The organism is Thiovibrio sp. Mzg5, assembly GCF_055379285.1.
In genome coordinates this window covers 146222-160672 of sequence record NZ_AP022872.1, presented here as the reverse complement: position 1 = coordinate 160672, position 14451 = coordinate 146222, and the positions used below count along the sequence as shown (strand labels likewise).

10 protein-coding genes and 1 tRNA gene are annotated in these 14451 nt (G+C 59.2%); 5 read left to right on the top strand and 6 right to left on the bottom strand.

What is annotated here, in order from left to right:
* The first annotated feature begins 200 nt into the window (after positions 1 to 200).
* The 4 genes from ACZ46D_RS00745 to ACZ46D_RS00730 all read left to right on the top strand — a co-directional run bounded on the left by ACZ46D_RS00745 (position 201) and on the right by ACZ46D_RS00730 (position 4489).
* Positions 201 to 276: transfer RNA gene (locus tag ACZ46D_RS00745), tRNA-Lys, on the top strand.
* 237 nt (positions 277 to 513) lie between these two features.
* A complete protein-coding gene (rhlB, locus tag ACZ46D_RS00740) occupies positions 514 to 2055 on the top strand; it encodes an ATP-dependent RNA helicase RhlB (protein WP_464928129.1) in 1542 nt (513 codons plus the stop codon).
* 4 nt (positions 2056 to 2059) lie between these two features.
* Positions 2060 to 3961 carry an ATP-binding cassette domain-containing protein gene (locus ACZ46D_RS00735; RefSeq protein WP_464928128.1) on the top strand — a complete coding sequence of 634 codons (1902 nt, stop codon included), beginning with the start codon at positions 2060 to 2062 and terminating at the stop codon, positions 3959 to 3961.
* A 21-nt stretch (positions 3962 to 3982) separates the two neighbouring features.
* Positions 3983 to 4489, top strand: coding sequence for a dihydrofolate reductase (locus ACZ46D_RS00730; RefSeq protein WP_464928127.1), 507 nt, complete (start codon positions 3983 to 3985; stop codon positions 4487 to 4489).
* Here ACZ46D_RS00730 and ACZ46D_RS00725 read toward each other — a convergent pair.
* The 6 genes from ACZ46D_RS00725 to ACZ46D_RS00700 form a co-directional block, all read right to left on the bottom strand.
* The gene (locus ACZ46D_RS00725) at positions 4458 to 5867 is read right to left on the bottom strand and encodes a CHASE4 domain-containing protein (RefSeq protein ID WP_464928126.1); all 1410 of its coding nucleotides are present in this window, start codon (positions 5865 to 5867) and stop codon (positions 4458 to 4460) included. The two genes, ACZ46D_RS00730 and ACZ46D_RS00725, sit on opposite strands and share 32 nt — an antisense overlap.
* A 217-nt stretch (positions 5868 to 6084) precedes the next feature.
* Positions 6085 to 7770 carry an energy-dependent translational throttle protein EttA gene (gene ettA / locus ACZ46D_RS00720; RefSeq protein ID WP_464928125.1) on the bottom strand — a complete coding sequence of 562 codons (1686 nt, stop codon included), beginning with the start codon at positions 7768 to 7770 and terminating at the stop codon, positions 6085 to 6087.
* Between the two features lie 119 nt (positions 7771 to 7889).
* A complete protein-coding gene (locus ACZ46D_RS00715; protein WP_464928124.1) occupies positions 7890 to 9917 on the bottom strand; it encodes a response regulator in 2028 nt (675 codons plus the stop codon).
* Positions 9917 to 10369: a response regulator gene (locus ACZ46D_RS00710; protein WP_464928123.1), complete on the bottom strand. Its 453-nt coding sequence runs from the start codon at positions 10367 to 10369 to the stop codon at positions 9917 to 9919. The genes ACZ46D_RS00715 and ACZ46D_RS00710 overlap by 1 nt, the downstream gene beginning before the upstream one ends.
* Before the next feature lie 19 nt (positions 10370 to 10388).
* Positions 10389 to 11936, bottom strand: coding sequence for a sensor histidine kinase (locus ACZ46D_RS00705; protein ID WP_464928122.1), 1548 nt, complete (start codon positions 11934 to 11936; stop codon positions 10389 to 10391).
* A gap of 99 nt (positions 11937 to 12035) precedes the next feature.
* Positions 12036 to 13244 (bottom strand): GGDEF domain-containing protein, encoded by a 1209-nt coding sequence (locus ACZ46D_RS00700; RefSeq protein WP_464928121.1) that lies wholly within the window; start codon positions 13242 to 13244, stop codon positions 12036 to 12038.
* A 282-nt stretch (positions 13245 to 13526) separates the two neighbouring features.
* On the opposite strand from ACZ46D_RS00700, the gene ACZ46D_RS00695 reads away from it, so the two are divergent.
* The gene (locus ACZ46D_RS00695; protein ID WP_464928120.1) at positions 13527 to 14450 is read left to right on the top strand and encodes a nitroreductase family protein; all 924 of its coding nucleotides are present in this window, start codon (positions 13527 to 13529) and stop codon (positions 14448 to 14450) included.
* Position 14451 lies beyond the last annotated feature (1 nt).

The window sequence follows — 14451 nt, the reverse complement described above, 5'->3', positions numbered from 1 at the left end:
TACTCCGGCGCAAGCCGAAAAAAAATCTTTTACCTGAATCCAGCCACTATACCTGAAACCCTCCTCTTTTGCACCTGCCGGGCTGGTTTATCGGCAAAAAAAACCGTCTGCCGGGGCCTGAAAAGATTGCAGAGAAGTTGACGCAACATAGTTGACAAGGCAAAACGGAAGGTGTATATCTTGCCACGACATAAAGAGACGGGCCGTTAGCTCAACTGGTAGAGCAAGTGACTCTTAATCACTAGGTTTGGGGTTCGAGCCCCCGACGGCCCACCATCTTTTCTCATGAAACCCACGGCGAACCACTCAGCCAACGTGTTCGCCTGCCCGCCTTTTTCCATGACCGTTCATCCTGCTCCTGCCCGAAAAGCTTCTCAAACGGTCTGGACCGACATATTTTCTCGAAGGTTCCCTGCGGAAAAATCTTTTGCCTTCTCCCCCAAACCCGCCATGGCTCCAAGGCAACCATCCGCAACTCCGTCATAAATTCATCATCTCCGCTGAGAGGGTATTTTGGTAAGAAAAATCATCAATCGCTTCCGTGACAAACTGAAAAAAATCATCACCGGTCGGAAAAAGCACAGCGACCTTGTTGTTGCCCCGCAAGAGGCGCAGCACCCCTCCCCGCGCCGGGGCAAGAAAAAGGAGCCGAAATCCCCCCATATCCCGGAGAATCTCCGGTCGCAGGCAGCGCTCCCCGAAACCGACCCCACCCCGCCCTGGGATGCCTCACAGTTTCTGGTTCCCAAGGTTGAGGGCAAAACCCGTTTCCACGACCTTGACCTGCCCAGCGAGATCATGCATGCCGTCTCCGATCTGGGCTTTTCCTATTGCACCCCCATCCAGGCCCAGATTCTGCCCCACACCCTGACCGGCAAGGATGCCACCGGCAAGGCCCAAACCGGCACCGGCAAGACGGCCGCCTTCCTGGCCACCATCTTCACCCGGCTGCTGCGCACCACGCCCCCTGGCAAACGGAAGCACGGCTCGCCCCGCGCCCTGATCCTGGCCCCGACCCGCGAGCTGGTCCTCCAGATTGTCGAGGACGCCCGCGAGCTTACCAAGCACTGCAACGTCACCACCGTCGCGATCCTGGGCGGCATGGACTATCAGAAACAGCAGCGCCAGGTCACCGGCCAGCAGGTTGACATCGTCGTCGCCACCCCGGGCCGGCTGCTGGATTTCAAACGCCAGCAATACGTTCACCTCGATCAGGTGGAGATCCTGGTCATCGACGAGGCGGACCGCATGCTGGACATGGGCTTTATCCCCGATGTCCGCCAGATCGTCCACTCCACCCCCAACAAGGACAAACGCCAGACCCTGCTTTTTTCCGCCACCCTGACCCCGCAGGTCATCAGTCTCGCCTCGCAGTGGACCAAGGACCCGGTAACGGTGGAGATCGAGCCGGATCAGGTGGTGACGGATACCGTGGATCAGTTGGTCTACCTGGTCAGCAGCCGAGAAAAATTCGCCCTGCTCTACAACATCATCATCCGGCAGAACCTGGAGCGGGTGATGATCTTCTGCAACCGCAAGGACGAAACCCGCCATCTCGCCGAAAAACTGGCCCGCTACGACATCCAGTGCGCCATCCTCTCCGGCGACATTCCCCAGCATACCCGCACCAAAACCCTGGAAAACTTCCGGGGCGGCAAGCTTCGGGTGCTGGTGGCCACCGATGTGGCCGGCCGGGGCATCCATGTGGACGGGGTGAGCCATGTCATCAACTACACCCTGCCCCACGACCCCGAGGATTATGTGCATCGCATCGGCCGAACCGGCCGGGCCGGCGCCCTGGGCACCTCGGTGAGCTTTGCCGACGAGTCCGATTCCTTCCAGCTCCCCGACATCGAAGAGTTCATCGGGGCCAAGCTGCCCTGCATCCAACCCGATCCGGAGTGGCTGTCAACCCCGCCCCCTTCCAGGCCCGCGGTTAAAAGAGACCCCTCCTCAGCAGCGCCCCGCAGCGGTCGGCCGCCCAGCGGCAGCAGGCCCCGCCCCGGCGGAAGAAGGCCACCTTCGCGTTCGCCGAGATCCAGTAGCTCGTCCTGATCCTATGGCCACTATTACTTTAAAGGATGTCGGCTTAAGCTTCGGCGGCCTGCCCCTGCTCAACGGCATCGATCTGCAGATCGAACCCGGCGAACGCCTCTGTCTGGTGGGCCGCAACGGCGAAGGCAAATCCTCGCTCATGAAGATCCTGTCCGGGGAACTCGAACCGGACCGGGGCGAGATCACCCGCCAAAAAGGGCTGCGCGTGGCCCGGCTCACCCAGGAAGTTCCCGCCACCTTAAACGGCACCGTCTACGAGGTGGTGGCCGGAGGGTTGGGCGAGATGTTCGCCCAGATTTCCCGCTACCACGCGGTGAGTCATCTGCTCCAAACCGATCATTCCGAGGCGGTCCTGGCCGAACTGGAAGAGGCCCAGCATGCCCTGGATGCCGCAGACGGTTGGCAGGCCCAGCAGCGGGTGGACACCGTCCTTTCCCGGCTGCAGCTCCCGGCGGACCAGGAGTTCACGACCCTTTCCGGCGGGCTCAAACGCAGGGTGCTTCTGGCCCGGGCCCTGGTCAGCGAGCCCGACCTGCTACTGCTGGACGAGCCCACCAACCATCTGGACATCGAGGCCATCAACTGGCTGGAGGAATTCCTCCTCAGCTTTTCCTCCACCCTGCTCTTTGTCACCCATGACCGGATGCTGCTCCAGAAAATCGCCACCCGGATCGTGGAGCTTGACCGGGGGCGGCTCACCAGCTGGCCCGGCAACTTTGCCACCTATCTCCAGCGCAAGCAGGAAGCCCTAGATGCCGAAGCAAACCAGAGCCACAAGTTCGACAAGAAGCTGGCCCAGGAAGAGACCTGGATCCGGCAGGGGATCAAGGCCCGCCGCACCCGCAACGAAGGGAGGGTCCGGGCGCTGATCGACCTGCGCAAGGAACGCTCCGAACGCCGGACCCAGACCGGCAAGGCCCGCATCCAGATGCAGGACGCCGACCGCTCCGGCAAACTGGTGGCCTCGCTCAAGAATGTCTCGTTTTATTACGACAACGTCCCCATCATCAAGAATCTCTCCGCCACCATCATGCGCGGCGACAAGGTGGGGATCATCGGCCCCAACGGGGTGGGCAAGTCCACCCTGCTCAAGCTCCTGCTCGGCCAGCTTGAACCCACGGAAGGCACCATCTCCCTGGGCACCCGCATCGAGTCCTGCTATTTCGACCAGAACCGCGAACAGCTCGACCCGGAAAAAACCGTGGCCGACAACGTGACCGACGGCGGCGACACCGTGATGGTCAACGGGCAGCCCCGCCATATCATCAGCTACCTGCAGGATTTTCTCTTTGCCCCGGACCGGACCCGTTCGCCGGTGCGCGTGCTCTCCGGCGGGGAAAAAAACCGGCTCCTCCTGGCCAAGCTGTTCACCCAGCCCTTCAATGTGCTGGTGATGGACGAACCCACCAACGATCTCGATGTGGAAACCCTGGAATTGCTGGAAGAGCTGCTGCTGGATTTCGAAGGAACCCTGCTGCTGGTCAGCCATGACCGGGCCTTTCTGAACAATGTGGTCACCTCCACCCTGGTTTTCGAAGGCGAAGGGAGGGTGGAGGAGTACGCAGGCGGCTACGACGATTGGCTCCTGCAACGCCCCCAGCCCCAGGCCCCATCACCGACAGCCAAGCCCGAGAAAGGCAGCAAAAAAGAGCCGGTCAAAAAGGCTGCGCACCGGAAGCTCTCCTACAAGGAAGAGCGGGAGCTTGAGGCGTTGCCCAAGCGGCTTGAGGACATGGAAAAGGAAAAAGAGGAGCTGCACTGGCAGCTCGGTGATCCGACCCTGTACCAAAAGGACAGCTCCGCCATTCCCCGGACCCAGAAACGGCTGGAAGAACTTGAGCAGGAGCTAAAAAAAGCCTATAGCCGCTGGGAAGCGCTTGAGGCGGTCAAGGCCGGCGAGGCTTAAATCCGTGGCCGGGGCAGACCGATGAAGATCATTCTCATCGCCGCCATGGCCAAAAACCGGGTGATCGGCAGGGGCAACACCATCCCCTGGCACATCCCCGGCGAGCAGCAACGCTTCAAGGCCCTCACCATGGGCCACACCCTGATCATGGGGAGAAAGACCTTCGAATCCATCGGTCGCCCCCTGCCCGGCCGCAATACCGTAATCATCAGCCGCAACCGGGAGTATCAAGCCGCAGGCTGCCTGGTGGCCCAAAACCTGGCCGAGGCCATCGCCCTCTGCCCTGAGGCGGAAACGATCTTCATTGCCGGGGGCGGCGAGATCTACCGGGAGGGGCTGAACCTGGCCGAGGCCATCTATCTGACCGTGCTCGACCGGGAGGTGGAGGGCGACATCCTGTTCCCTGAGTTTGCCCCCGATCAATTCCGCAGTATCTCGGAAGAACGGGTGGAAGGGTCTGATCCATATACCTTCGCTGTCTTTGTCCGCCCCTCATTCACTTCTTCAGCGCCTCGTTCACATCAATAAAATCGCCATAGAGCTTCTGCGCGCAATCCGGGCAAATCCCGTGGCTGAAGGTCACATCCGCATGGGCGCTGAGATACGACTCGATCTGTTTCCAGTATCCTGAATCATCCCGGATATTCTTGCAGGAAGCGCAGATCGGCAGAAAGCCGCTCAGGGTTTTCACCTGGGCCAGGGCCTCCTGCAGCTGGGCAATCAGCTTCTCCCGCTCCTGCTCCAACTCCTTGCGCTCGACGATTTCATACTCCAGTTGCGCGTTCTTTCCGGCCAGTAGCTGGTTGGCGCGCGCCACTCCTTCCAGCATGGTGTTGATGGAAGCCGCCAACCGCCGGATTTCCGTCGGGCCTTCACTCCCGACCCTGCCATCGGCATCAGCCTCTTCGCCTATCCGGGAAACAGAATCGCTCAACACCACCACCGGCCGGATCACCAACCTATCAAGCAGGAGCATCATCACCAGACTGATCAGACCGCTGACCCCAAAAAAGAGCCAGCCCAGCACAGAAATTGCCCGCTGCCCCCGGGCATAGATACTCCGCTGCAGGCTCATTTCCATCAGCAGGGCCGGTTTGCCGAAAAGGTCATCCACCAACAGAGCGCCGGTCATGCTTTTTGCCCCATTGGCGAGAATAGCCATCTTTTCCCCCGAGGCCTGGATTTGCTTGATGATCTTCACTTGCTGCGGGGTTTCCTTGGCTTCGCCCAGCGTGGCAACCGTGAGAAAAACCTCTTCGTCCTGGGCGATCCGTTTTATTTCCCTGGCGTCAAGAGCGCGGCCAAAAACCAGGGCTCCCTGCACCGGCCCCTGCTTGGTGCTGGTCAGGATAGGCCGCGAAACAAAGAGCATCGGCCCCTGGGGAAAAATCACGACCCCCTTGCGCACACTTTCCACATCCCCGTGCCGGATCAGCTCCGGATGGGTTTTGAAAAAATCCAGCAATTCCTCTGGAATCTGGACTTTTCCCCCTCGGTGACCATCATAAGCAATCAGGCAGACCGGGGTGCCATCCGGGGCAAAGAACCCCATCAGGTCCAACTTCAAATTGACAAAGGTTTCATCGGTGAGGTTTGTGGCAATGAATTCAGGCGTTGGCTTGGCGACAAAGGCGCAGGCATCGTCCCACCAGGCCCAGTCGCGGTTGAGGGTGTCCAGCACCTCCAGGCCCGCGCCAAGCTCCTTGCCAATCTCGGTGAGGCAGTGTCTGGCCGTGTGGATTTCCAGCTCTTTGAAGCTTTGCAGAAGAACATATTGGGAAACGGCATGGAGAAGCAGGAAAGAAGAGAGAAAGGTGGCCACGAGAATGGCCAGGGTCTTTTTTCTGATGGTGCCAAGCACCAGGAGACGGCGCAGCAAGGTCTTTGGTAAACCGTTTGGATACATCCGTTCTCCCCCCAGAGAATGGCGCTGCTCATACTACCCAGCCCTACTATACGAAAAAAGCGGGGCGAAGTCTCTTTATTTTATATTTTTCCCTAAATAATTCAGCCAGATAACCCTATCACACCGTAGCCGCATACCCTCCAAGACTTCTCCACAAAAACCCTGGCTGCCGGGGAGTTAGCAGCCAGGGGCTTTTCCATTTCAAACAAAACCAGAATCAGACGCGAGTCAGGTGGCGGTACTTGATCCGGTGGGGCTGGTCGGCGGCGTCACCCAACCGGGCCTTGCGGTCGGCCTCGTATTCGGAGTAGTTGCCGTCGAACCAGAGCACCTGGGAATCCCCCTCAAAGGCGAGGATGTGGGTGGCGATCCGGTCGAGAAACCAGCGGTCATGGCTGATAACCACGGCGCAACCGCCGAAGTTTTCCAACGCCTCTTCCAGGGCGCGCAGGGCGCTGATGTCCAGGTCGTTGGTGGGCTCGTCCAGCAGGATGACGTTGGCCCCTTCTTTGAGCATCCTGGCCAGATGCACCCGGTTGCGCTGGCCGCCGGAAAGGAGCCCCACCTTCTTCTGCTGATCGGTGCCGGAAAAGTTGAACCTGCCCACATAGGCACGGGAGTTCACCTCGCGATTGCCCATGGTGATGGTTTCCTGGCCCTCGCTGATGGCCTGCCAGATCGTCTGTTCCGGGTCCAGCACGTCGCGGGACTGGTCCACATAGGCGAGCTTCACCGCCTCGCCCAGACGGATGGAGCCGGAATCGGGCTTGTCCTGGCCGGTGATCATCTTGAACAGCGTGGTTTTGCCCGCGCCGTTGGGGCCGATCACCCCGACGATACCGCCAGGGGGCAGGGAGAAGGTCAGGTTCTCAAAGAGCAGCCGGTCGCCGAAGGATTTGCTGATCCCCTCGGCCTCGATGACTATCTTGCCCAACCGCGGTCCGGGCGGGATGTAGATCTCCAGATCCTGGGTCCGCTTCTCCGCCTCCTTGCCCAGCAACTCTTCATAGGCCTGGATTCTGGCCTTGGACTTGGTGTGCCTGCCCTTGGGGCTCATGCGGATCCACTCCAGCTCGTGCTGCAGGGTCTTGCGCCGCTTGGACTCTTCCTTTTCCTCCTTGGCCAGCCGTTTTTCCTTCTGCTCCAACCAAGAGGAGTAGTTGCCCTTCCAGGGGATGCCCTGGCCCCGGTCCAGTTCCAGAATCCAGCCTGCCACGTTGTCGAGGAAGTAACGGTCATGGGTCACGGCGATGACCGTGCCTTCGTAGCGCTGCAGATGCTGCTCCAGCCAGGAGACGGTTTCGGCGTCCAGATGGTTGGTGGGCTCGTCCAGCAAAAGGATATCGGGTTTTTGCAAAAGCAACCGGCACAGGGCCACCCGCCGTTTCTCGCCGCCGGAGAGCACCGAAACCTCGGTCTCTCCCGGCGGACAGCGCAGGGCATCCATGGCCATGTCCAACCGGGCGTCGAGATCCCAGGCATCCAGGGTATCGAGTTTTTCCTGCACCACAGCCTGCCTGGCGATGAGCTTATCCATGGCGTCATCATCCATGGGCTCACCGAACTTGTTGTTGATTTCCTCGAACTCGGCCAGCAGATCCACCGCTTCCTGCGCCCCCTCCCGCACGATGTCCAGCACGGTTCGGCCCGCCTCCAGTACAGGCTCCTGTTCCAGATAGCCCACGGTCAGCCCTGGGGAGATATGGGTCTCGCCGTTGAACTCCTTGTCCACCCCGGCTAAGATCCGCAGCAGCGACGATTTGCCCGAGCCGTTCATGCCCAAGACGCCGATCTTGGCTCCGTAGAAATAAGAGAGGCTGATATCTTTCAGGATCGGCTTTTTGTCGTAAAACTTGGCGACCCGGACCATGGAATAGATGATTTTATTGGGCTCAACACTCATTGGGGCAACTCCTTAATATGGGCAAAAAAAATTTCAGGACACAATTTCAGGCGCAAGGATAGCACAGAGCAGGAAAATCTTCACTTTGAAAAAAGGCAGGAGGGAAACTGCGGAAATTTCTACCGCTGATCCAGGATTTCCCGAATGGCGGCGGCCAGCTGGGCGATGTTCACCGGCTTCATGATGAAACGGCGAATCCCGGCCTGGACGGCATCCTCTTCCGAGGCTTGGGAGCTGTACCCGGTGGAGAGGATGATGGGCAGATCCGGACGGATCGCCAAAAATGCCTTGGCCAGCTCCAGGCCGGAAAGATGGGGCATGGTCTGGTCGGTGATCACCAGATCACATGCCTGGGGATCGGCCCGAAAAGCGGCCAGCGCCTCCTCGCTGTCGGCAAAGAGCCGCACCTGGTAACCAAGCCGTTCCAGGGCAATTTTCTCCATGGCCACAATGGCCTGTTCATCATCTATAACAAAAATACGCTCACTACCCTGCCCTGAGGCGACGGGGATTTTAGAGGAGAACTCCTCTCCCGCCTGGCCCAGAGCCGGCGGAAAGAAAATCCTGAAGGTCGTGCCCTGGCCGACGGTGCTCGCCACGGAAATCTTGCCGCCGGATGCTTTTACCAGGCCATGCACGATGGCAAGCCCCATGCCCGCCCCCTTGCCCTGCTCCTTGGTGGTAAAATATGGCTCAAAGATGTGATCCATCACCTCTTTTCCCATGCCATGACCGGTATCGCTCACCACCAGCAGAACATAGTCCCCTGCCGCAAGCCCATGGGCCAGGGCCTCTTCTTCCCCCAAGGCAATATTTTCGAGGAACACGCTCAAGGTGCCCCCTTTTGCTTCCATGGCATGCGAGGCATTGGTGCAGAGGTTCAAGATAATCTGGTGAATCCGGGTTGGATCGGCCAGCACGGGCCGACAATCCGCGGCTATCCGCTGCTGAATATCGATGTCAGAAGGAATAATAGCCCGCAACAGCTTGAGCGCCTCCTTGACCACACACTGGATGCGCATGGCCTTCATTTCCTGCTCGCCTTTGCGGCTAAAAGCCAGAATCTGCTGCACCAATTCCTTGGCCCGGTAGGTAGCTTTCAGCACCTCGGCAAGACAGTGATCCGGCTCGCTTTCCGGGATCATTTTTTGTTTGGCCAGCTCGGTATAGCCCAGAATTGCGGCCAGGATATTGTTGAAATCGTGGGCGATCCCCCCGGCCAGGGTGCCGATGGCTTCCATTTTCTGGGCCTGCCGCAACTGCTCCTCAAGTCCGCTTCTTTCTTTCTCTTCCCGAAGGCGCTCTATCTCGGCCGCCGCCTTGACCGCCACAATTTCCATGATCTCCGGAAGCCTTGCCGTCGGCAGCATCTCCCGGCTCGAGAAGATATTGAGCACACCCATTACCTTCTGCTGCGCATCCCGCAAGGATATGCCCACGCAGCTTTCAACGCCCAGCTTCACAAGATCCTTGTCCTCGGGAAAAAGACGGCGGAGATCCCTGGGATAGCTTTTGTAGACCTCACGGACCACCACCTCGCAGGGCGTCCCGGCCAGAGGGTAGCTGAAGTTTTCCCGTTTTTCTCCCTGTTGATAGAAAGAAAGGGTCCGCACCTCCCCATCGACCAGGGCGCCAATGAGGCCATGGTCTGCGCCAAGCCACTCACAGAGGCCCTCGATGATCCGATCAAAACACTCCGCCCCCGTGGTGCCGACCATCCCCCGCACCAGGGCGTCGATGGCCCTGTCCGCCTGCTCTCGCGCCTTTCTGTTTGCTGCCTCCCGCAATCCCCGAATAACGGCGGGCGCCAGTCGGGCCAGCTTGTCCTTCATCACATAGTCACAGGCCCCGGCCTGCATGATTTCCACGGCGGTTTCCTCACCGACCGCCCCGGAAACCAGAATAAAGGGCAGATCAAGCCCCTGCGCCCGCACCAGCCTCAGGGCATCCATGCCGTTGAACCGGGGCATGGCGTAATCGGAAAGAACCAGATCCCACTCCTGATGCCCCAGGTTTTCCAGCATGGCCTCCGCCGTGTCCACCCGAGCCCAGGACGGCTCATAGCCGCCCTTTCGCAAGGCACGGACAATAAGGGCGGCATCGTCCTCGGAGTCTTCCACCAGCAAAACACGAATCTGATCGCTCATCAGACGCTCTTTCCTTTCGGCGGACCCTGATTGAGCAGCAGCCAATAGACACCAAGTTGACGGATCGCCTCGTTGAACTGGAGAAAATCAACGGGTTTGCGGATGTAACTGTTGCAGCCCAACCGGTAGCTCTCGATCTTGTCACGGTCCTCGTTGGAGGTGGTGAGGATGACCACGGGCAACAGCTTGGTCGTTTCGTTTTCCCTGATCTTTTTCAGCACCTCCAGGCCACTGAGCTTGGGCAGATTGAGATCGAGCAGGACCAATTCGGGCAGATCCGAGATATCCCGCCCGGCATGGTTGCCGGTACCATGGAGGAAATCAAGGGCCTCCGCCCCATCCCGAACCACGATCACCGTGTTGAGAATATTGTTCTTCTGCAAGGCACGGATGGTCAGCGCCTCGTCATCCGGATTGTCTTCAACCAGCAAAATCATTTTTTCCCTTATCATTCCTCTTGCCTCTTCCTTATTACAGGCTGAAATAAAAAGTTGCCCCACACCCCACCTCACCCTCGGCCCAGATCTCCCCGCCATGCCGATGGATGATCCGCTGCACCGTGGCGAGGCCTATGCCCGTCCCCTCAAACTCCTGGGGAGAATGCAGGCGTTGGAAGGCGGCAAACAGTTTGCCGGCGTAAGCCATGTCGAACCCAGCCCCGTTATCCCGGACAAAGATCACCTTTTTGCCCTCGCTCTCCTGCGTCCCAAAGGCAATCTTCGCCCCCTCGGTTCTGCCCGTAAATTTCCAGGCATTGCCCAGAAGATTGTCCATCACCGCCCGCAGGAGCACGGGATCTGCGTTTACCACAACCCCGGGAGCAAGATCGAAAGCAACAGCCCGATCCGGCGCGGATTTTTGCAACTCCCCGGCAATCTCTTCGGCCATTGCGCTCAAATCCACATCCTGACAATGGATCGCTCCGCGGGAAAGCCGGGAAAGCTGCAACATGTCGTCGATCAGATTGCCCATCCGGAGACAGCCTGCCCGCACCCGACTGATGTAGTCTTTTGCCGTATCGTCAAATCTGTCTCCATAATCCTCCAACAGGGCTTGGCTAAAGCCGTCGATACCGCGCAGGGGTGCGCGGAGATCGTGGGAAACCGAATAGGCGAAGGAGTCGAGTTCCTTGTTGGCTGCGGCGATCTGGGCGGTGCGTTCCTCCACCCTCTCTTCGAGCGCTTCATTGGCCTTGCGCACTTCCTCCTCTGCCCTGCGGCGCTCGACAACCTCCTGTTCGAGGGCATGGGTCCGCACTCGCACCATCTCCCTGAGCCGGGTGTTGAAAAGCAGCAGCCCAGCCAGCACCAGCAACCCGGCAAAAGAAGAGGCAACAAGGATGTAGAGAAAATAATACTGGTGTTCCATGGGGGCGCGGATCGACTCGATCGCCCGGATGTCGCCGACCTTCTCATTAAACCCGCCCAGCCCCGGATAGAGCGCCTGAAGTCCCAGGGGCGCATCCGCCCGATTTCCATGGCATTTCAGACACCTCTCGTTATTCACCAGAAAGGGCAGGGCAACATAGAGATAGTCCTTGCCATCGATTCGGACAACCTCCCGGTATTTCTTGACCTCCTTGTTTTCGTTGAACATCCGGATGAGTTTTTCTTCCAGGGCGTCCGCCTTGTTCACCGGATTGCGGGGATTGATGGCGGCCATCTTGTAGTAAACCTCGCCGAGGCCGGCAGCCTTGCGCTCCTCATTGTATGCCTTGTGCTGGTTTCTGACCATGAACGACGAGGAGAGGATCTCGGGAGCGTAAAACTTTTCGGCGACCAGGCCTTCCGCCTTCAGCTTGTAGAAAGCAGGATGCATCACTTCCTGGATATAGCGGTGAATTCCTTTGTGGGCAAGGAGCACGGCCTGGATGTTTCTTTCCGCCTCGTTGAGGACATAGAGGTAGGCAAGTTGGTACAACCCCGCACCGACAGCACAGGTGACCCCCAACGCCACCACAACTAACTTCCAATACCGACGGCCTGGCTGCGAAGCACCACCTGGTGATTCTGACTCCATAGCTCCTCCATAGAAAAGATACCCAATTATAGGAATGGATTGCTTGCGAAGTCAAACAAAGAAATGATGCAACAAAAAGGGGTTAGAGCACAGAGTTCCTCAGAGAGAGACCCGGTTGCGGCCGCCTTCCTTGGCGCGGTACAGGGCCTGATCCGCCGCCTTGATCACGGCTTGGGGGGTTTTCCTGGTTGCGTCGCGCTGGGCCAGGCCGATGCTGATGGTGAGCGAGACCTTTTTCCCGGAGTCCCCGACCTTCTGCCTGTTGTCGGAATTCTTCCCGGCCCGGCCACTCCCCCTGACCTTGAAACCTGCCTCAGCCACGGCCGCACGCAAGGTCTCCAGATGGGGCTGGGCCGCTTTCAAATCCTTGCCCGGAAAGAGGATGGTGAACTCCTCGCCGCCATAGCGAAAGGGTCGGCCACCCCCGCCAACCCTGGTGAGCAGGGTAGCCACCATGGCCAGCACCTGATCGCCCACGTCATGGCCGTAGCGGTCATTGAATTTCTTAAAAAAATCGATATCCACCATGGCCACGGTGTAGGTGTTGCCCAGTTTGAGCAGAGCCTCGTTCAAGGCCCTCCGGGCGGGCAGAGTGGTCAGCTCATCGCGGAAAGCCATCCGGTGGGCACCCTCGATGGCGGAGACAATGAGGATCAGCGCGGCCACACTGAAAAGAAAGCTCTGGTGCGCCGGATTACCAGCCGACAGAGCAAAAAGCGAGCAGACCATGGCCCAAAAGAAGCCATGCTCCAACAGATCACGGGTGCGCCGGAAACGAAAAAGCAGGACCAGGCCGACCAGGAGGCAGACGGCGAGAGCCGGGGAGGACAGACCACCGAGCAGGGGAACGCTCATCCCCTCCAGCTGCCGCACGATGAGCGGGCCGCGCACCCCGTAGAGAGCAAGCAGCAGAAGGGGTTGAAAAAGAATGAAGACAAAACGGCGCAACCCCTGGCCGGTGACAATACCCCGTTCGCGCCAGAAGGAAAAAAGAAGCAGGTTCAGGGGTAACGCCAGCAAGGCCATATGGAACACATACCTGGCCAGAAGCTGGTCGAGCTGGGCAATGCCACCGTAACGGTGCAGCAGCTGGTCGGCCAAAAGCACCACCAACGTCCCGAAAAGCAACCGGCTGCGATTGAACCGCCAGCCGAAAAAAACCGCGACCAGCCCCAGGGCCGGGGGCAAAAGCCAGGTGATCCCGAACAGCCACTGGGCCAGACTATCATGCTGCAAGGAGGCCAGCGCCGCGGCCAACAGAAGACCGCCCGGAGCCAGATACAGAAAAAGACCTTGCCAAAAATGCATGTTTCCTCCGGTTATTTTTTGCAACGGTGTTGACGCTGCCAAACTCCCTGCCCTCTCGGCAGTCTACGCTTACCCACGGGAGATGCGTACTTTAGCTGAAACTATGCGTCCCCGCTCTTTTCGTCAAGCCGTTATTCAGGAATAATCGTATCTTTAAAGATCGTGACCGGTACAAGGAACCGTAACGAACTAACCGAGATATAACGGTTATTTTCTTGAGCGGCCCCTAAGTTTTACGTGAACACTTTCCTTTTTTTACAAAGCAGGGCATGATGGACAATCATGACCGACCAGCACCCACACTCCAGGCCCCAAGGCCCAACCATCGACCAGGGAAAATGCACCGGCTGCGGCCTCTGCCTTACGGTATGTCCGGATCAAACCCTGTCGCTGCTGCGCGGCAAAGCCGTGGTCAGCGGGGATCGTTGCATAGCCTGCGCCCATTGCCACGCCATCTGCCCGAGCCAGGCCATCACCGTGCCGGGTCTTGAGCATGACCTCCGTTTTCATTCCTTTACGGCGGACACCCGTTATCTGCCCCCCGGCCAGGGAGACACCCCCCAGCTGGTCCGGATCATGCTCTCCCGCCGCTCCTGCCGCTGCTACCAAAACCGAGCCCTGGAGCAAAAGCTCCTGGAAGACCTGGTCCGCATCGGCACCTCTGCCCCCTCCGGCACCAACAGCCAAGGCTGGACCTTTACCATCCTGCCGCAGCGACCGGCGGTGGAGACCCTGGGCAATCTGGTCGGCGCCTACTTTGCCAAACTCAACCACCAGGCAGCCAATCCCTTGCTGCGCAGCCTTCTCCGCCTGGTGGGCAGGCCGGCTCTGGCCAATTATTATCACCGCTACCACCGGACCATTGCCCAGGGGCTGCGGGAATGGAAGGAGCATGGTCGCGACCGCCTCTTCCACGGAGCGCCCGCCGCCATCATCGTCGGCTCGCACCCCGGCGCAAGCTGCCCCAAGGAAGACGCCCTGCTGGCCACGCAAAACATCCTGCTCGCGGCCCACACCCTGGGACTCGGTTCCTGCCTAATCGGCTTTGCCGTGGCGGCCATGGCCAAGGCCCCAAAGATCCAGCGCGCCCTGGGTATTCCCGCAGACGAGACGATCCATGCCGTGATCGCCCTGGGCTATCCGGCCGAGCCATACCAGCGGCTCACCGGCAGGAAACCGATAACCCCAAGATATTTTTCAGGATAAC